Genomic DNA, 20,398 nt, shown 5'->3' on the forward strand with positions numbered 1-20,398 from the left:
TAAGAAAATGAACAATACTGCACCTCATTCCCTTGAAACACGCATTGTCGTGATTGATGATGAACCGCAAATCCGAAAATTTCTGGATATTGCTTTACGAGCTCAAGGCTACAAAACGGTTCTGTGTGAAAATGGAATGAAAGGACTGGAAGTCCTAATGAGTCAAGGTGCTGAACTGGTAATTCTGGATTTGGGCTTACCTGATCTAGATGGTCGTGAGGTTTTGCTTGAATTAAGAACATGGTCGAATGTCCCAGTGATAGTTCTATCCGTGCGTTCCGATGAGCAGGAAAAGGTTGCGTTATTAGATGCAGGTGCAAATGATTACATGACTAAGCCATTTAGTGTGCCTGAACTCATGGCTCGTATTCGAGTAATCTTACGCTCACAGGCAAGGAGTAGTACAAAGGATTGCATTGATTTTGATGATGGAAATTTAAAAGTTGATCTAGCTCAACATCAGGTTTTTATGCAGGGAAATTTGATTAATCTAAGTCGTAAAGAGTTTCAATTATTGGCGTTATTGTTAAAGCATCAAGGTCAACTTATCACCCAGCCACAATTACTCAAAGAACTTTGGGGACCGACTCATCAGGAAGATACACATTATTTAAGGATATTAGTGGCAAAACTTCGTAGCAAACTGAATGATGATGCATTACAACCCAGATATATTGAGACAGTGGCTGGAGTTGGTCTAAGATTTATTTAGTTAATATTCTGGATTTTTGATGCGTTATGCCATAATGATTCTGGTTGTTTAATATATCTAATATCACCTTTAGTTTGGGCTAATGATGAAAATAATAAATTTATGCTGGGCTATTTTGCCAGTATTGCTTTCAAGTTGTGCAGCGATGACGCTAGATGAATGTAAAACTGCGAATTGGGCGGTTGTGGGTGAAAAAGATGGTTCAAATGGGCAAGAACGACGGTTAGATCAATATTATAAGGCCTGTTCAAAAGCTAATATTGTGCCTAATCAATCACAATACGAACAAGGCTATCGAAAGGGGCAAGGTTACTATTGCCAACCTGATTATATTTTTTATGAAGCTTTAAAAGGCAATGGCAACTATCAAGTCTGTCCAGTGGAAACTCATAGTAAATTAATATCTTATTATGAGATTGCGCATGATTATTATAATGCTGAAAATGAATATGAGCGTTATCAAGATAATTTTAAAGACTATACCCGTAAATCTTATGATGACAAGCTCAAGCCAGAAGATCGTGAGCGTTATCGTAAACTACTCAAAGACCTACAAAATGATTCAGATCGTATAAACCGTGATTATCGTGATGCGATTCGGGATCTGGAAAAATTCAAATATCAACATGGATTGAAATAACCCAAAGCCCTCACGGTTGAGGGCTTTTTTAGATTAAATGTAATAGCTGGTTTTGGTCATTAGTTTTGAAATTGCTGTCATGGTGATTTTGACAGGAAAAGGTAAATCAACGCCCCCTGCATGTAATGCTGTATCACGATGATGCAATTCATCTTCATTCATTTGTTCTAAAATACGCTTTGAACGTTGATCGTAAACTGGCAATTGATTTAAATGATCGATCAAGTGCGCACTGACCTGACGCTCAGTTTCTGCAACAAAACCCAGACTATATTTATCGCCAGCAATGCCAGCAATGGCCCCCATACCAAATGAAAGACTGTACCAGAGAGGATTAAGTAAACTTGGCACACTGTCTAATTCTTTTAAACGGTCTTCACACCAAGCCAAATGATCTTGTTCTTCAATAGCAGCTTGTTCCATTTCATGGCGTACATTGGGCAGTTTTGCAGTTAAAGCTTGTCCATGATAAAGCGCTTGAGCACAGACTTCACCACTATGATTAACTCGCATTAAACCTGCCACATGACGTGCATCACTGACTGTCAGTGGTGCATCAGACTGTTCAGCTGGATTACTGCGATGAGCGGCTGTTGCCCCAGGAACCAGACTTCTTAGTGCTTGATCAAAAGAGTTGATCAATCGGTCGATACCAGTATAGTGACGCATGGAATTAATCCTCCAGAGAATCCTGTGCTGAATTTAACATAGGCGGTAACTTACGAAGCAACCAAAATGAAAAAATAGCACTTAAGACAGCCGTAATGATAAAAAGAATTTTAATGTCAATTTTTAAAATACTTAAAATTAAAATTGAGAATACCGCTGATGACACCATGAATACAGCATTCAAAATATTGTTTGCAGCTACAACACGAGCACGATGGGAACGAGGTGAATAGGCTTGCATCATGGCATAAAGGGGGACAATATAAAATCCGCCACTAATACCTAAAAGTGTGACTGCAAGCATCACATGGTAATACACCCAACCGGAAGTAAACATTTCTGTTAATGAAAGTAGGGCACCTGTTTTTTCAGGAACAAAAGCCAAACTTGCTGCAAGATAGAATGCAAATAATGTCAGACCTACAGCTCCAATGGGAACCATTTTTATATTTAGTTCTGAACCTCCAATTTTACGGCAGAGTAATGAACCGGCACCAATTCCTACCGAGAAGAAAGTCAGAAGTAAACTCACAACATTTTCTGAAGCATGCAAATTTTGCTGGGTCAATTGCGGAATTTGAGTCAAGTAAGTCGCGCCATAAAACCAATACCATGAATTACCCAACAAGATGGTAAAAATTAAAGGGATGCTTTTGGCATATTGAATGGTTTGAAAGCTAGTTCTAAAGAAATTCCAATCAATTTGTAAATCAGGTTCAGCGATTTTTTGGGGAAGAATAAATCGACTACAAAAATAACCAATTACAGCAATACTGACAACAGTAATACTAATCCAAGTTAAATTGCCATCGGATGAAGAAATCACCGCGCCACCGAGAATCATGCCTAACAAAATCGCAATCGATGTCCCAGATTGAAATAAGGCATTGCCCGACATAAGTTCGTTGGGCTTTAAAATTTCAGGCAAAATTGCATATTTAATTGGACCAAAAAATGTGGAATGGATGCCCATAAGGAACAACGCGAACATGAGTAAAATCAGATGTCCTGTGATAAAACCAAGGGAGCCGATAAGCATGATGATAATTTCAAGAATCTTAATCGCACGAACTAAGTTGGCACGTTCATATTTATCTGCAATTTGTCCTGCAGTCGCAGAAAAAATGAAATAAGGCAAGATAAACAACAGAGCTGCCAGATTGTTTAACGTACTGATACTGGCCGATTGTTGGCTAATTAGACCATAGGTAATCACTAACAGAAGTGCTTGCTTATAGACATTGTCATTTAACGCGCCAAAAAATTGCGTTAAGAACATGGGTAAAAATCGACGCGATGTCATGAGATTGCTATCATTTTTCATTTTTTAAAACTTCATTGCGATTTATTAAGAAATGTGATCAATTTGTTAAAGCGCCTTGAAAATCATGTATGATATTTTAAGTGGCTGATCCGATGAAAAATCAATAGATTTCCATGTATTTATATACATTAAAGCTAATCCGATTAAAATAAGCTTAGAGTTTTACATGCTTGCAAATATTAAATTTAGACATACAACTCTTGCCCAATCTGTACGTTTTATCTTGAATGTGCATGATATTAACAAATTTATCTGTTCAAGCATGCTTTTGGGCTTATATATTTCGCCTGTGGTTCATGCTGAAAATACCCATGTAGAACCTATTTCTTCAAGTTTAAGTCAAAGTCTGCAATCAAAAACACAGGCTGCATTACAGCAAAATAATGTGGTCAGTTCAGCGGTTCAGACTGATGCAGTTGCATCTCAAAACCAAAATTCGGTTGATAACTCAGTCGTTAATACATCTCAGGTTAACTCTTCGCAGGATAGCCAGGCTTTATTACAACAACAAGAACAAGCGGGTAATAAAATTGATGCATTCAAACCCATTGAGTTTGAGGATCTTCAAGATTTACCCGATACACAAATTGATGCCAGTATGGCAAATGAAATATTTAAAGTCGCAGAAGACGCTAAACAAGAAGCTGCGGCTGCACGAAATGGTTCTTCAAAAACTGTAAATGCGGTTTCAACACCGACTGCACAGGAACTCGCCCAAATTAATCAGGCACCGGTTGACATTGATCATCTGATGCAACAAATTGAATCGGATAAACAAATTGTAGTGGATGCCAATGCGTCAGGCAGAACGCTGGATGAAGTGACAGCCGCTGAAACAGAGCAAGACGACGCTAAAGTGGGATTTTTTAGACGTATTCTTTATAAAATACGTCCATCACGTAATTTAAACACAGCAAAAGCAGATCCGCGTATCAGTGCAGAAGTTGTGGGCGCACCTGCCGATCTGGCGGCGAATATTAGTGCCAAACTGTCCAGTTACACGCAAGAAGCATTTGGTGATTTTAATGCAGCTTTACCTCAATTGCGTAGTTTAAGTAATCAAGCAGCTCAAGCCGTCGGATATTACAATGCCAAGTTTAATTTTGAAAAAGTAAGTGATAGTAAAGTCAAAGTCACAGTGACACCGAATAATCCAGTCAAGGTTGAAGAACAAAATATTGAATTTTCTGGTGCGGGTGGTGATACGCCACAATTTCAGGTTATTCGACTAGTACCCGATTTAGATGTTGGTGATATTTTAAATCATGGTAAATACGAACAAACTAAAAGTCGTATTGTTGAAGCTGCTTCGGATAATGGATATTTTGACGCATATTGGCGTTTGCACGATGTTAAAGTTAAACAACCGGAAGATACCGCTGCCATCAATTTAAAATATGAAACCGGTGAGCGTTATAAGTTAGGCAATGTCGAATTTAGAATGAGTGATCCTTCTAAAAAACTACCGTTAAAAATGGAAGTGCTTAAAAGCATGACGCCTTGGAAAGATGGTGACGATTATGCCTTCTGGCGTGTAAATACCCTTGCAAATAATTTGACCAATTCACGTTATTTTAACTACACATTGGTAGATACCATAAAACCGGATCCGATTGAAAAACCACTTGAATTACCGCCAGATTTACAAGAACTTGTTGATCAGCAAAAACTTGAAGAAGAACAAGTCGCTTCGATACAAAAAGCAGATACAAAGTCGGGTCAGGAAGTCACTCAGGACGTAGCCGATGAAACTCAGTTTGCAGGCATGAAGTTGACTGACGAACAAAATGAGAAACTCCATGTTGCACGGGAGCAACTGGAACAACGTGCTTCTGAAAATGAACAATTGCAAGCTCAAGCACGGGAAGAAAAGAAAGTTCCTGTGATTGTGACCTTAAATGCAGACCGTTTAAATAGTGTGGAAACGGGTATTGGTTATGGTACAGATACAGAATTCCGTATCCGTACTCAATATCGCCGTGCCATTGTTAATAGTTTAGGCCATTCTTTTGATGCCAACCTTGAGTTATCTAAAATTCGTCAATCATTGGATGGTCGCTATAGCATTCCGTATAAAGACCCTATTAATGATTATATTAATATTGTTGGGGGTTATGAGCGTGAAGACCGTGATGATATTGGCCCAGATGTTAGTCTAGAAACTGAGTCCGCAGTGTTTGGTGCAGAACGCATCATTAAAAATCCTTTAGGTGGCTGGCAACACAGTTTTGGCTTTCGCTATCGTCTGGATCGTCTAACTCAGCATGGTGTTGTTGATAATGATGAAATTCCAGATGCATTTAAAGTTCCTGGTTCAGATGCAGAACAGGAAGCTTTGTTATTTGGCTACGAGCTTTCAAAAACAAACAGTAATAGCAGCGTGAACCCAACACGTGGTTTTAAACAAAGCTACAAAGTTGAATTGGGTAGCGAATCATTATTATCCGATGCCAACATGGCGATTTTAACCGCAGGCTGGCGTTTTATTTATTCATTGGGTGAAAATGATGATCATCAATTAGTTGGGCGATCAGATTTAAGTTATATCTTTACTGATGATTTTGACAAAGTTCCTTATAACCTTAGATTCTTTGCGGGTGGAGATCAAACGATTCGTGGTTTTGATTATAAAAGTTTATCACCTGAGGAATATGGCTATAAAGTCGGTGGGCAGGCATTGGCTGTAGGTTCACTAGAATATAACTATCAATTTAAGGATGGCTGGCGCGCAGCAGTATTTTCAGACTTTGGTAATGCGTATGACGAAAAATTTAAGAATGATACAGCTTATAGTATAGGCGTGGGGATTCGCTGGAAATCACCGATTGGCCCAATTCGACTGGATGTTGCGTCAGGAATTTCTGATGATAATCATCCAATTCGATTACATTTCTTTATCGGTTCACAACTTTAAAATAAATTTGATTCAGGATTATTATGGCTGACGTAGAACAACCGGCTACTCCTACACCTCCTAAAAAACGTCGCATTCTTCGAAATGTATTATTGACGTTATTGATTGTTATTGTCTTTTTAGTGGCTGCTTTAGGGGTTATGTTTACAACAGATCGGGGCAGTAAATTTCTGCTTGATCGAGTGATGGAACGTCAGCATATCCTGAGTTATGAATATGAGGGAGGCAACCTTTTACAAGGAATTATTCTAAAAAATATTTGGGTTAAACTCAAAGACCTAGATGTCAAAATTGATAAAGCGGATGTTTCACTGGGTTGGAGAGCAGTTCTTAGCAAAGAGATTCATTTAAGTCGTGCAGATGTTCGTAATTTACAAATCATTAGTCATGCTCCTCCAAGTAACGAGCCTTTTAAATTTAGTGAAATTAAATTGCCATTTGTATTGCGTTTGAATGAGGCAGAAATTGATCATTTATCAATTCAAACAGTGAAATCCAAAGTTGATTTTCATGATATTTATCTTGAGGATGCAGTTTGGTCGGGGACAGAGTTAAAGTTTGAAAATTCCCGTATGAATATGGGTTATCTCGCCTTAGATAAAGCGACTGGGCAAATGACATTCAGCGGTAAATATCCACTTAATGCTCATGCAGATTTAAAAATACCATCCTTAAAAAGTTTGAACATTGATACTATTAAGATTGCTGCGCGTGGGAGTTTAGATACCATTCAAGCAGGCGTGGCAACCAACACACCAGATTTGTTGACCGGTTGGGCGGTTGTGCATCCAGTCCGTGATGGTGTACCTATGTTTGGTCAGCTCAATTTTAAGAATTATCACTGGCCATTATTGACTGAACAAAAGTTATTTTCTAAAGATGGAATGGCCAAATTTAAAGGAAATGTGGAAAAACTCGACCTTGAACTAGCAACGGATTTAAAGGGAGAAAATATTCCACAAGGCCAATATACGTCTTTAATGTCTACAGACTTGGTAAATGGACTGGATATTCATGACTTTAATGGTCAGCTTATGCAGGGTTTTGTGACACTTGCTGGACACGTAGGTTGGCATGATCATGTCACATGGGATGTCAAAGGTCGTCTCAATCATCTTAATCCTAAAGATAAAGTGATACCGCAGGCAGTTGTAGATTTTCTACCGCCGTCACTAGATGCAAATCTTGCATCCGAAGGTTCTCTTGAAAAAGGGATGGCACTTACTGCAAACCTTGATTTTGACAAATACGAATCATGGTCCGTTAAACTCGCTCAAACTCAAGCAACACCACAACAAAAAACTCAACCCATGTTATTAGATGTTTCATGGAAAAATATTGACCGTGCCATGCCTTATATTGGCTGGCTGGATAGTGATGCAGGTCAGGTCAATTTAGCATTGGTTGAAGGTAAGCAAGATATTCATGTTGCTACTAATATACGAACCCACGAACAGGCAACATTGCCTGCGGGTAAATACGATGCAAGACTGGACTTAAAAGATAATATTTTGAATGTTCCTGCATTCACTTATCAGGCTCTTCAAAAAGGAAGTCTGAGTGGGCAGGCCAAAGTTGAATTGCCATCTGAAAAGCGCCAACTAAAATGGAACGCCATTTTAAATGCTAAAGATTTTAACCCTCAAACCATTGCAACCGCTGCGCCTGTCAATTTGCTTAATGGTCAAATTAAAGCAAACGGCTATGCAAAGCCAAATCAACAGATTATTCAGTTTGATGCGATTTCTCTAAAAGGCAGAATGGCAAATTCGGCTCAAAATGAAATGATTGAGCTGACTGGGAAAAGCACCGCTGCAATAGTCTTTAATGATGAAAATTCAGGCGGTGGTTTTAAAGGTTTTGCTGTTCGCTATGATGGAGGGCTGAATGCTTTCAATCAAGGTAAAGGGTTATTAAAGTTCAATATTTCAGGAACGCCAGATTTTATTAAAATTGCTGAATTACAGCATAATGGCGTTGCAGGTAGAATCTTTGCCTCAGGTTCAGTTAACCTGAAAAATGCGATAGGCTGGAATATCAATACGTCATTGGTGCGTTTTAAACCTCAGTATTTTGTTTCTAGTTTAAAAGGTGAGCTTTCAGGTAATCTTAAAACTCAGGGGCTGTGGGCTGAAAACTCAAAACGTATCAATATTGAAAAACTCAATATAGCGGGCTTTTTGAATAATAAGATTGTTCGTGGGATGGGCAATCTATCGATGGTACTGAACTCAAATCAAAAAGGTTTCTTGCCTCAGCAATTTGAAGCAAATAACCTATTTTTGGCTTATGGTAAAAATCAGGTTCAGGCTTCTGGCAATGCACAAAACTTACGTTTAAAAGTAAATGCACCTGCTATGTATGAACTTTATCCGGGATTACGTGGTCGTACGTATGGGTATTTGAATGTACAGGCTCAACCGCGCTTAAAAGCTACGGCAAATCTCGTAGTTGATAACTTTGGTTTTGGTGATATTAGTGTCAAAAAAATACAGGTATTGGGAGAACTACCAACTTCAGAAACCACACCAACTTCGCTGAAAGCAACACTGGATGATTTACGTAGTGGAGGACGCCAGATCCAATACGCAGGTATTACTTTATCTGGGACACGTAAAGCTCATTTGGTTCAGTTACAGGGTTGGAACTATTATTCCAAGTTTTACGTGCAACTAGCGGGCGGCTTTAACCAAAATAATGATTGGTTAGGACAAATTCAGCAAGGTATTTTTGATTCACGTCGCGCAGTTTTAAAACAACAGCAAAATGCTGCTGTGATTTATACGCGGGCAAGTCAGGAGCTATTTGTTGGGCAGCATTGCTGGTCGAGCCAAAATAGTCAGCTTTGTCTGGATCAACCTTTACGTGTGAGCCAAGCACGCGGCAATGTTTCTGTAGTGACTCGTGATCTCGATTTAAATGACTTCAGTGCCTTTATGCCAGAAGGTTTAGCCATTACTGGTAAACTTAATGGTTATGCGAAAGCATCTTGGGCTAATGGTACGCAACCAAAACTCGATGCACAATTGATCACTCAAAATGGGGAAATTGGATTGGCTGCTGCCGATCCACAGGATCCTGCATCGACCTTAAGTTATGATCAACTTAGTGTAATTGCAAAAAGTGTAAGTCAGGGCTTACTGCTACGTCTGGATGTTAAAACACCTGCAATTGGTACAGGTTATGCCAAAGTCATTATTAACCCCTACCAAACGCCGATGCCAATGAATGGTGAAGTTGCTTTCAACAATGTTCAACTAAAAGTGCTTAAACCATTTATTAGTGATGTACGTTCAATGGATGGAACTTTGGCACTGGCAGGCAAAATTAATGGAACATTAACTCAACCGCAAATTACGGGTGATTTACGCTTGAAGAATGGCTCGATTAGCATGATGTCATTGCCTGTTAATCTGACTAATATCCAGTTGTATTCCTCAATTAGACAGGACAATGCAACCATCAAAGGCGCCTTTAATAGTGGTCGTGGTGTGGGAGAGTTAACAGGAAGTGTGGACTGGAAAAATGATCCTCGTATTCAGCTTAATTTGAAAGGTGATAATTTATTAATTCGTCAGGCGCCACTGATCACTGCCATCGTTAATCCAGATGTGTCGATGGAGGCTTATCCATTCAGTAAGCGGTTAGTGGTGAATGGAAAACTGGACATTCCACGTGCTTTGATTTCGATGCCTGAAGCCAGTGAACCTGTTGTGGCAGTTTCTTCAGATGTACGTGTGGTACGAGATGGACAGGACCAGCTTGCGATTTTAAAAGCAGCAAAACCATGGGATATCCGAGCAGATGTCTCGGTTAATATTGGTAGTGACCGAGTTATCTTTCAGGGATTCAATAGCCGTATTCCGCTCGTAGGACGTCTAAATTTATCACAGCGTGGTCTTGAAACAGCTATGCGTGCCAGTGGCGCAATTGGGGTTAGCCAGAAAGTTAAGATTGAAGCATATGGACAAAGCTTGGATTTAAATCGGGCGATTGCTCGTTTTAATGGACCGATTTCTAATCCAACACTAGATGTCGATGCCAACAAGTCCGTGCAAGGTAGTACGGTAGGTGTGCGGGTAACGGGTACGGCTTCTGTACCTAATATTCAAATTTATAATGATGCCGGTTTATCCGAACAAGAAGCACTAAATGCATTGGTGACAGGCCGTATAAATGAAGGAAGTAGTGGATTGAGTAACACGGCTGGTTTTAAATCAGACGTAAACAATACCATTGCCGCAGCAGGAATCAGTATGGGCTTGGGTGGAACACGTGCATTGACTAATCAAATTGGCCGAACCTTTGGGTTGAGTGGCTTGGCATTGGACGCGCAAGGTACAGGTGATGATACCCAAGTGAGTCTAACGGGATATATTACGCCAGACCTATTTATCCGATACGGAGTGGGCGTATTTACACCTGTAAATAAATTAACCCTACGCTATCAGATGAATAAACGAATGTATCTAGAGGCCAGCCAGTCTTTAGAACGAGCTGTTGACGTATTTTATAATTGGCGTTTTTAAAAATACAGAGCCGCTTTTCGAAGCGGCTTTTCTATCTAGATCATAGTAAAACTGATTGTGCAAAATACAAAAAAAGCCTCATGAAATGATAAGAAAAAAAGAAGAGAAATCACAATAATATTAAATATTGAATACGCGGTTATGGCGTATTGATGAGTTACTTTGCAGATATAGACGGGGTAAAATGATGACCATATTTTATTGTTTGGTAAAAAAATCAGTTCATCAAGATCAAGTGCATTTTGTTGCAATCGATTTTATATATCAAAATAATGAATTTCCCTTTTTTAAATCTTTTACAACAAATTTTGATGAGGCACATAAATTTAAGTCTATGGAGGATATCCAAAAATTGATGGGTAACCGTCAGGATTTTTATATTTATAGTTTTGATACGGATCTCAACGGATCTCTGATGAACTCCATTATGATGATGCTGCCCGAACCTCAGATCTGATGATCTTGAATAAAAAGTAAATTTAGGGATACATCTTTAATTTACTTATTTAGATTGATTGCACAATTTTAATAAAAATATTAATATAAACTATTGAATTTAAATGATTATTTTAAATAAAATTGTGACGATTTAGGGAAGGTAAAGATGAATTCTGTCATTTATGGACGCATTTGGGCAGTAGCAGGTTTGATGCTTTTAGGTTGCTTATCTCAAAGCAACGCCAAGCAATATTACAAATGGGTGGATGCAAATGGTGTGACGACCTATTCAGCAACACCACCGCCGACGCAGCGTTCAAATGAACCACAACTGTCATCTCAGAAAACGGCTCCAATGAATCAAAATAAGCCGACGACTAATTTTAAATCAAACGCATCAATTGCAGATGAATACTACAATCCTTACAAACAGAGCATTAAGCCGCCTGCAACACCCGTGAGTACTGAAAAAGAAAACCCACCAAAACTCAATAAAACTGAAACTACTCAAACAGTTCAGACCACGAGTTCACTCAAAAAACTAACCTATATGATCAAAGACTGTAATGGCGTACGTTGTAGTGACCATAAAGGCAATAATTATAATAAAGTTACAGGCAATACCTATTTGTCATCACGTGGTGGAGTGTGTCAAATGACAGGAAGCCGAATGGAATGCAATAAATGAAAATCTAAAATATGAAAAGATTTTAACGTAATAGCTTTTGGAAAATATGACAAGATTCAGTATGATGATGCCACCAGATTAAGTTCAGTGTAATGATGAAAAAAGTTCTGTTTCTTGTTTTAGGTTTAGCGTTGGTGGGATGTAGTGAAAAAAAACCATTAACGGCTGAAGAGCAATGGCATGGTTACTGTACCAGTATGGGTAATGCGGCTCGTTCAATTATGCTTGATCGCCAGAATGCGATTGAGAAAGCACAAGCTGTTGAACATGCAAAAAAAATTGAAGATGAGATAACCCGTTCATTTATTTTAAAAATTATTGATGAAGTTTACTCAATGCCTATTGATCAGCTTCAAAATAATCCTGACGCTGCTCGAGAAAATATTCGCAAGCAAACCACAGATCAGTGTATTGCAACACCCCATGATAAAATGCCTAACTACAAACCGTTCTAAGAACGGTTTTTTTAGGTTGAAACAAAAGGCGAGCAGTTACAAACTTATTGAGTATTTTGAATACTTGATATAGATAATTTGATAAAAATAAAGAATAATAAATTGACTAATAATTATACGATAGGAGAGCAAAGATGGAAGTTATTGCTTATCTGCATAATGCTGATTTGTTGCTTGAAGACACTCAAGGTGTGGCAATCATCGGTGGTAGTCGTTACGTATTGAGTGTGGGTGACAAGGTTTATATCAGGGAAGTGATTGATGAAAAGGCCAAACTCTATGAGGTGACCATCTCATTTGCCAGTGCCGATCATGCGATGTTACATGAAGATGAAGTCCAGATTAAGTTTGAGGGGAATCGGGACGCATTAAATCAATATTTACAAACCACCACAGTCCACTAAGGTTTTATAGTTTTTATTAACAAAATCAGGCAACATAGGTTGCCTTTTTTATTGATTTAAACCATGGCAAAGCCAAGTAAAGCAGTTAGAGCCTGTTTTTTATGATTTTTGCATAGCAAACTGTCAAGTACTATTTCGCTATAAAATAATGAGAATCACGAAGAAACACGGCGCTTGCATTAACTTTTGACTTGATTTTTAGTAAAATTTTGCTGTCCATATTATTTGCAAAGCTTTGCTTGGCAGGAATTTGCAAATAATTTTTTAAAAAAGAGGAATAACACTGTGCTAGAAGCTTACCGCCAACACGTTGCAGAACGTGCCGCACTCGGAGTCCCACCGAAGCCACTTGATGATGCGCAAACGGCTGATCTGGTTGAATTGCTAAAAAATCCACCAGCAGGCGAAGAAGCGTTTCTTGTGGACTTGCTCGAAAACCGCGTTCCAGCGGGTGTTGACCAAGCGGCTTATGTAAAAGCAGCTTTTTTGTCAGCAGTTGCAAAAGGTGAAGCGACATCTCCATTAGTTTCTAAAGAACGTGCAGTTTACTTACTTGGCACAATGCTTGGTGGTTATAACGTCGCTCCTTTAGTTGATTTGCTCGATAGCGCTGAACTCAGTGGTTTGGCTGCTGAAGCATTGAAAAAAACGCTTCTAGTGTTTGATGCATTCCATGACGTTGCTGATAAAGCAAAAGCAGGCAATGCCAATGCAAAAGCTGTTTTACAATCTTGGGCAGATGCTGAATGGTTCACTAGCCGTAAAGATGTTCCTGAAGAAATTAAGCTGACTGTTTTCAAAGTTACAGGTGAAACTAACACAGATGACTTGTCTCCAGCACAAGACGCATGGAGCCGTCCAGATATCCCATTACACGCCAATGCAATGTTGAAAAACGAGCGTGATGGTATTAACCCTGAAAAACCAGGTGAAGTGGGTCCGCTTAATCAAATTAAAGACCTCATCGCAAAAGGCAACCAAGTTGCTTATGTGGGTGATGTTGTTGGTACGGGTTCTTCTCGTAAGTCTGCAACTAACTCTGTTCTTTGGTTCTTCGGTGATGAAATTGCTCACATTCCGAACAAAAAAGACGGTGGTTACTGCTTAGGTACAAAAATTGCGCCAATTTTCTTCAATACAATGGAAGATGCGGGTGCATTACCGGTTGAGATTGATGTTGCTAACATGAACATGGGCGACGAAATCACACTGAAAATTGACCATGCTGCTGCTAAAGTAACAGCGTTCAAAAACGGTGAACAAATCGCTGAATCTGAACTTAAAACGCCTGTTCTTCTAGATGAAGTACGTGCAGGTGGTCGTATCAACTTGATCGTTGGTCGTGGTTTGACGACTAAAGCACGTGAAGCTCTAGGTCTTGAGCCTTCTACTTTGTTCCGTACTCCAGTACAACCTGCTGCAACTGGCAAAGGCTTTACTTTAGCTCAGAAAATGGTAGGTCGTGCATGTGGTCTTCCAGAAGGTCAAGGTGTAATTCCAGGAACTTACTGTGAACCGAAAATGACGACTGTTGGTTCTCAAGATACCACTGGTCCTATGACACGTGATGAGTTGAAAGATTTGGCTTGTTTAGGCTTCTCGGCTGATCTTGTAATGCAGTCTTTCTGTCACACTGCTGCATATCCAAAACCAGTAGACGTGCAAATGCAACATTCACTTCCAGACTTCATTATGAACCGTGGTGGTGTATCGTTACGTCCGGGTGATGGTATTATTCACTCTTGGTTAAACCGTATGTTATTGCCAGATACTGTTGGTACTGGTGGTGACTCACATACTCGTTTCCCAATTGGTATTTCATTCCCAGCGGGTTCAGGTCTTGTTGCGTTTGCTGCTGCTACTGGTGTAATGCCACTCGATATGCCTGAATCAGTCCTTGTGAAGTTCAAAGGCAAAATGCAGCCTGGTATCACTTTACGTGACCTTGTACATGCGATTCCTTACTACGCAATCAAGGAAGGTGATCTTACTGTTGAGAAAAAAGGTAAGAAAAACATTTTCTCTGGTCGTATCTTAGAAATCGACTTGACTGAAATGGAAACTGACCTAACTGTTGAACAAGCATTTGAATTATCTGATGCTTCTGCTGAACGTTCAGCTGCGGGTTGTGCAATTACACTTTCAGAAGAGAAAGTTGCAGAATACTTGCGTTCTAATATTACCATGTTGAAATGGATGATTTCACAAGGTTATGGCGATGCACGTACTATGGCTCGTCGTATCGAGAACATGGAAAAATGGTTAGAAAATCCATCGCTTCTTAAAGCTGATGCTGATGCTGAATATACCAAAATCTATGAAATCGATCTTGCTGATATTAAAGAACCAGTTCTTTGCTGCCCGAACGATCCAGACGATGCAAAACTTCTTTCTGAAGTTCAAGGTGACAAGATTGATGAGGTATTTATCGGTTCTTGTATGACCAACATCGGACACTTCCGTGCAGCGGGACAGCTTCTCGATAAAGTACCGAGTGGTTCGCTTTCAACTCGTCTATGGTTGGCTCCTCCAACGCGTATGGACGAACATCAATTGATGGAAGAAGGTCTATATAATATCTATGGTAAAGCTGGCGCACGTACAGAAATGCCGGGTTGTTCACTTTGCATGGGTAACCAAGCACGTGTAGCACCAAATACCACTTGCGTATCGACTTCTACCCGTAACTTCCCGAACCGTTTAGGTCAAGGTGCAAATGTTTACCTTGCTTCTGCTGAACTTGCTTCTGTTGCAGCGGTTCTGGGTAAGCTTCCAAGTCCAGAAGAGTATCAACAATATGCTGCTCAAATCGACAGCATGTCTGCTGACATCTACAAATATTTGAACTTCGATAAGATGGGCGAATATACAGATGCTGCAAACACTGTAGATACTAAGAAAATTGCTGCGGCTCAATTAACTTAATAATCGAGCAAAGAAGGAAGCACTGCTTCCTTCGAGTTTGAAAGTAAAATTATGCATTACTTGAAAATTATGTCTTAAGTAAGTGAATTATAGGGGCTGAGTAATCAGCCCTTATGATTATGATTGAATGAAAATAAGCTCTATGAAAGTTTTAAAAGAAAATAATAGAACATAATAATTTAGAGCTTCAAAACTTAAATCAGGATGGATCGAATCTACAAATGTCGTCGCTATTATAAAAATAATCCTCTCACGTTCATCTATACGATTAGTTTTTAGATAAAGAGAAATATAGCCAATGTAATACTTTAGTTTCTTTTTTTCATACTCGGAGTTTAAACATAACAATTCTACCTTTTGTTCTATTTCACCTTGTTTAAGATACAAGAGCGAAGCAACGAAAATCTCTAATTCCTTAACATTCACAACCGAGATGCCTAAAGTGTTTAGCATTTTTGCAAGTTCATTCCGTATTCTGCTATTTAGTCGGGTGGTATACACACTTAAATTACTCATTTCAATTCTATTATTTATCATTTAAGTATTGTAATACAAAACTATTGTTTTGCTAAACAATATTTTTTTTGTTTTTAGTATTGTACGAAAATACACGCATTTGCTTATATCCCGATAGTATCAATTAATGGATATAGGTCATGCAATACGGTATTTAAGAAAAAAGCAGGGTTGGACTCAACAACAGCTTGCAGACTTTTCACATACTTCAAAAAGTAATATTTCAAATCTTGAAAATGGAAATCAAGGATACAGTCCTGCAATACTTCAATATTTAGCAGAAGCTTTTGGTTGTTCCGTTGCTCAAATTTTTTTATTAGCGGAATACTTAGATGAGAATGAGGAATTAACCCAAGATTGGCAGCATATGCCTATAGATGCATTATTTATTCAGCTTTCTCCTGATTTGCAAAATCAACTAAAACAATTAATCTATACTTTGATTCAATCCAAGTGTTAAGTGCTGTAGAATGAATAGAAATATTTGATTTTAAAAGTATTTATTATTTTTTAACATAGATATTAAAAAGCCCCGCATTGCGGGGCTAGTCGTATATGAATCAAGCCATATACTGTATGAGGCTCATCTCAAACTGAGCGTATTAAACCATAACTTGGGTTGAGTTGCAGTAAATATCTTAAACTTATTCAATCAACATCAAATCAGCCGAATTTGCTGATTTCAGAGGACGCAAAGCAAACGTAGAGCGTGTATGACGGATTCCTTTGATTGAGTAAAGTTTTTTTCTTAAAAAACGCTCGTAATGTTCAGCATCTTTTACGGCAACTTTGACCAGATAATCATATTCACCTGTCACCAAATGCGCTTCAATGACTTCGGGAATATCCGCAAGCGCCTGACTAAAATTTTCTAGCATTTCGTCGTCATGACGTTCAAGTGTAATTTCAATAAAAAATAAATCCTTAATCCCAATTGCTTTGGGATTGATGTTGGCGGTATATCCATCAATAATTTTTAAGGTTTCTAGACGCTTCAAACGCGTCCAACAAGGCGATGAAGATAAGCCGACTTGTTCTGAGAGTTGAGCAATGGTCAATCTACCATTTTGACGTAAGGCAGATAAAATTTTCCGATCAATACGATCTAGTATGTATTCTGTACTGTTCAAAACTTAAACCAAAGGAAAATATTCTGTAAATAATGAATATATCGGAATATTATACCAAAAGCATGGGTAATTTAAAAAAATTAAGTAAAAAATTCTTATTTATTCAAGATAAAATAATTTTATAAATCAAAGACATTAGGGTGGTGGCTTTGATGATGCCGGGAGCATATATGAAGGAAGGGTGCCTTTAAATATGCTTGCGGCATTTTTATTTACAAAGCTAAACAAAACAAATTTTTGTTGAAATTGTTGTAAGCATATGAAATAAATAAATTATTTTAAAATTAGCTAACTTTTTAAATAAATGCGGAATGATAAATCTTCTCATTTATGATAATTTATTTTAATGTTTTAAGCTTTTTTTAAGTTTTATATGAATTTTATTTTTATTCGCTATGATTAAGCGGCGCTATCTTTTTCTCCTCCTAATTTTGCTTGCATTCACTTCATTATTTGTTGGAGTGGGTGATGTGAGTTTCTCTGGTCTAATGGCTGGCAATTCGCAGGATTGGCAATTATTTTGGACCAGCCGTTTGCCGCGTTTGATGGCCATTGTTGTTGCGGGTGCAGGTCTGAGTGTTTGTGGCCTGATTATGCAGTCTTTAAGCCGTAATCGCTTTGTTTCACCGACCACAGCAGGTCTTTATGATTGTGCAAGATTGGGGGTGCTTGTTTCAATTATTCTATTGCCCAGTGCTTCTATTTTTATGAGAACGGGTTTTGCCATTGTTGTGACCTTGATCGGTGCAATGGCATTTATGAGCATTCTGGCGACCTTAAAACATCGTGATACGGTATTTGTGCCTTTGGTTGGTATGATTTTTGGTAGCATTATTTCTGCATTTACCACTTTTATCGCATTGCAAATGGATTTGTTGCAAAGTTTGGCTGGGTGGTTGCAGGGAGATTTTTCCACCATTTTAAATGGTCAATACGAACTCATTTATCTCAGTTTACCTGTTTTACTACTTATCTATGTATTTGCGAATCGGTTTGTGTTGGCAGGTCTGGGTGAAGATTTTGCGACTAATTTAGGACTAAATTACAAGCATACCATGTTTGTTGGTTTGATTTTGGTGTCTGTAATTACAGGAGTGGTGATTGTAACCGTAGGTGCGATCCCTTTTTTAGGCTTGATTGTCCCTAATCTGGTGAGCCTGTATTTGGGGGACAATATTCGTAAAACCTTGTCACATACTGCATTGTTAGGGGCAATTCTGGTGTTGCTGTGTGATGTATTTGGTCGAGTGGTTATTTTTCCTTATGAGGTCTCGGTCAGTCTCATTATGGGAGTCTTGGGTAGTGTAATTTTCTTGTGGCTTTTGCTCAGGAGATATCTCTATGCATAATCGAACCAAGTTATTAATTCTTTCTGTCATTACGCTTGTCTCTATTATTTTTTATTTGGGTTGGGGGCTGGGTGTAGGCTGGCAATTTGCAGTCAACCTGCGTTTAAAAACGGTAGCAGCTATTCTTGTTGCGGGTGTTGCTGTCGGAATCTCAACTTTAGTTTTTCATTGTATTGTTAATAATCGTGTGGTCACTCCACAGGCATTGGGTTTAGATAAGTTATATGAGCTTTCTAAAACACTGATTATTTATTTCTTTGGCGCTAGTACCTTACTTTCCATGAATTTTGTCATGGATTATGTGATTAGTTTGGGATTGATGTTGGGCTTTGCACTGCTTTTATATAGTTTTATTTTTAAAAAAGTGGCAGAGCAGAATATTTATTTTCTGTTATTGGTCGGGCTAATTTGTGCCACTTTATTTGACAGCATGACGACTTTTCTGCAGGTTTTGCTAGATCCTGATGAATTTCAGATTGCAGCCTATGCAGGTTTTGCAAGCTTTAATATTGTAAAAATCGAAATTGTTATTCTGGCTTTAATAACAGTTGTACCTATTCTTATTTATGCACTTAAAAATCATAACCAACTTGATGTGATGGCTTTAGGTCGTGAACATGCTCTTAATCTTGGGCTGGACTATGACAAGACCAGTCGAACGCTTTTAATTTTAGTGGTATTGGCACTGGCATCGGCTACCGCATTGGCTGGTCCAATGATGTTTTTGGGACTATTGGTTCTTAATATCACGTTGGAATTGTTTAAAACTCATCGCCACCACATTTTATTGGTAGGCATTATTTTAGTCAGTATTTTGTCTCTTATTGTTGGGCAATTTGTGGTGCTACATATTTTGAATAATAAAACAACGCTGAGTGTGATTATCAACTTTGTTGGGGGAGTGTATTTCTTCTGGATTTTATTAAAGGAAAATAAAAAGTGGCAATTGAGTTAAAACATTTAAGTAAAAGTTATCACAGTCAGAAAGTGGTAGATGACGTTTCTTTAAGCATTGCCAAAGGTCAATTTACTGCATTTATTGGTCCTAATGGTGCGGGCAAAAGTACGATCCTTAGCATGATAAGTCGTTTAGCTCAACCCGATTCAGGGCAGGTTTTTCTTGATGGTCTGGATATGTATGCCATGAAAAGTGCTGAAATTGCTAAAAAAATGGCAATTTTAAAACAATCCAATCATACCGAATTGCGTTTAACGATTGAAGATTTGGTAGCTTTTGGTCGATTTCCATATTCACAAGGACGTTTAACTTCTGAGGATCATCGCATTATTGATCGTTCTATCAATTATATGGATCTGGAAGATTTACGTCATGGACAGTTAAGTGAGTTATCGGGTGGACAACGTCAGCGTGCTTATATTGCAATGGTTTTGGCTCAAGACACCGATTATATCTTGCTTGATGAGCCTCTAAATAATTTAGATATGAAGCATTCAGCACAAATTATGCGTGTTTTGAAAGATCTGGCAGTCAATCATGATAAATCTATTATCGTAGTGATCCATGATATCAACTTTGCGTCTGTGTATGCAGATCAGATTATTGCGATGAAACATGGACGGCTCGCCTATGTGGGTTCACCACAGCAAATTATGAATGAAGCGATTTTAGAGAAAATTTTTGATTTCCATATTCCGATTCAGGAAGTGGATCGCCATAAATTAGGACTTTATTTTATTAGTTAGG

The 20,398-nt window shown here is 38.5% G+C and carries 15 protein-coding genes; 12 read left to right on the top strand and 3 right to left on the bottom strand.

Annotated elements, in window-relative coordinates; all coding sequences use genetic code 11:
* Nucleotides 1–7: 7 nt before the first annotated feature.
* Both IAE19_RS06585 and IAE19_RS06590 read left to right on the top strand, forming a co-directional pair.
* Complete coding sequence (locus IAE19_RS06585) at nt 8–712, top strand: response regulator (RefSeq protein WP_200460132.1); 705 nt, start codon at nt 8–10, stop codon at nt 710–712.
* Between the two features lie 82 nt (nt 713–794).
* A complete protein-coding gene (locus IAE19_RS06590) occupies nt 795–1,352 on the top strand; it encodes a DUF2799 domain-containing protein (protein ID WP_200460133.1) in 558 nt (185 codons plus the stop codon).
* A gap of 33 nt (nt 1,353–1,385) precedes the next feature.
* On the opposite strand, the gene coq7 is transcribed toward IAE19_RS06590, so the two are convergent.
* Entirely contained in the window at nt 1,386–2,021 is a 636-nt protein-coding gene (gene coq7, locus IAE19_RS06595) for a 2-polyprenyl-3-methyl-6-methoxy-1,4-benzoquinone monooxygenase (protein ID WP_200460134.1), read from the bottom strand.
* A gap of 4 nt (nt 2,022–2,025) precedes the next feature.
* The gene (locus IAE19_RS06600) at nt 2,026–3,345 is read right to left on the bottom strand and encodes an MFS transporter (protein WP_200460135.1); all 1,320 of its coding nucleotides are present in this window, start codon (nt 3,343–3,345) and stop codon (nt 2,026–2,028) included.
* A 166-nt stretch (nt 3,346–3,511) separates the two neighbouring features.
* Here IAE19_RS06600 and IAE19_RS06605 point away from each other — a divergent pair, with 166 nt between their 5' ends.
* The 7 genes from IAE19_RS06605 (at nt 3,512) to IAE19_RS06635 (ending at nt 16,674) form a co-directional block, all read left to right on the top strand.
* Nucleotides 3,512–6,259, top strand: coding sequence for an autotransporter assembly complex protein TamA (locus IAE19_RS06605; protein WP_200460136.1), 2,748 nt, complete (start codon nt 3,512–3,514; stop codon nt 6,257–6,259).
* A 23-nt stretch (nt 6,260–6,282) separates the two neighbouring features.
* Nucleotides 6,283–10,788, top strand: coding sequence for a translocation/assembly module TamB domain-containing protein (locus IAE19_RS06610; protein ID WP_200460137.1), 4,506 nt, complete (start codon nt 6,283–6,285; stop codon nt 10,786–10,788).
* Between the two features lie 604 nt (nt 10,789–11,392).
* Complete coding sequence (locus tag IAE19_RS06615; protein ID WP_200460138.1) at nt 11,393–11,914, top strand: DUF4124 domain-containing protein; 522 nt, start codon at nt 11,393–11,395, stop codon at nt 11,912–11,914.
* 95 nt (nt 11,915–12,009) lie between these two features.
* Nucleotides 12,010–12,369, top strand: coding sequence for a hypothetical protein (locus IAE19_RS06620; RefSeq protein WP_200460288.1), 360 nt, complete (start codon nt 12,010–12,012; stop codon nt 12,367–12,369).
* Between the two features lie 134 nt (nt 12,370–12,503).
* Nucleotides 12,504–12,773: a hypothetical protein gene (locus tag IAE19_RS06625; RefSeq protein ID WP_200460139.1), complete on the top strand. Its 270-nt coding sequence runs from the start codon at nt 12,504–12,506 to the stop codon at nt 12,771–12,773.
* A gap of 285 nt (nt 12,774–13,058) precedes the next feature.
* The gene (locus tag IAE19_RS06630) at nt 13,059–15,698 is read left to right on the top strand and encodes a bifunctional aconitate hydratase 2/2-methylisocitrate dehydratase (RefSeq protein ID WP_200460140.1); all 2,640 of its coding nucleotides are present in this window, start codon (nt 13,059–13,061) and stop codon (nt 15,696–15,698) included.
* A 643-nt stretch (nt 15,699–16,341) separates the two neighbouring features.
* Nucleotides 16,342–16,674 (top strand): helix-turn-helix domain-containing protein, encoded by a 333-nt coding sequence (locus tag IAE19_RS06635; protein ID WP_200460141.1) that lies wholly within the window; start codon nt 16,342–16,344, stop codon nt 16,672–16,674.
* 184 nt (nt 16,675–16,858) lie between these two features.
* Here IAE19_RS06635 and IAE19_RS06640 read toward each other — a convergent pair whose 3' ends face one another.
* Nucleotides 16,859–17,344: an Lrp/AsnC family transcriptional regulator gene (locus IAE19_RS06640; protein WP_200460142.1), complete on the bottom strand. Its 486-nt coding sequence runs from the start codon at nt 17,342–17,344 to the stop codon at nt 16,859–16,861.
* A 395-nt stretch (nt 17,345–17,739) separates the two neighbouring features.
* On the opposite strand from IAE19_RS06640, the gene IAE19_RS06645 reads away from it, so the two are divergent.
* Genes IAE19_RS06645 through IAE19_RS06655 form a run of 3 tightly spaced genes read left to right on the top strand, consistent with a single transcriptional unit; the run spans nt 17,740 to nt 20,397 of the window.
* Nucleotides 17,740–18,693 (top strand): ABC transporter permease, encoded by a 954-nt coding sequence (locus tag IAE19_RS06645; protein WP_200460143.1) that lies wholly within the window; start codon nt 17,740–17,742, stop codon nt 18,691–18,693.
* Nucleotides 18,686–19,648 carry an iron chelate uptake ABC transporter family permease subunit gene (locus IAE19_RS06650; protein WP_200460144.1) on the top strand — a complete coding sequence of 321 codons (963 nt, stop codon included), beginning with the start codon at nt 18,686–18,688 and terminating at the stop codon, nt 19,646–19,648. The genes IAE19_RS06645 and IAE19_RS06650 overlap by 8 nt, the downstream gene beginning before the upstream one ends.
* Nucleotides 19,633–20,397: an ABC transporter ATP-binding protein gene (locus IAE19_RS06655; RefSeq protein ID WP_200460145.1), complete on the top strand. Its 765-nt coding sequence runs from the start codon at nt 19,633–19,635 to the stop codon at nt 20,395–20,397. The genes IAE19_RS06650 and IAE19_RS06655 overlap by 16 nt, the downstream gene beginning before the upstream one ends.
* Nucleotide 20,398 lies beyond the last annotated feature (1 nt).

The sequence above is a fragment of the Acinetobacter sp. S40 genome (genome assembly GCF_016624705.1).
In the GTDB taxonomy this organism is placed as follows: domain Bacteria; phylum Pseudomonadota; class Gammaproteobacteria; order Pseudomonadales; family Moraxellaceae; genus Acinetobacter.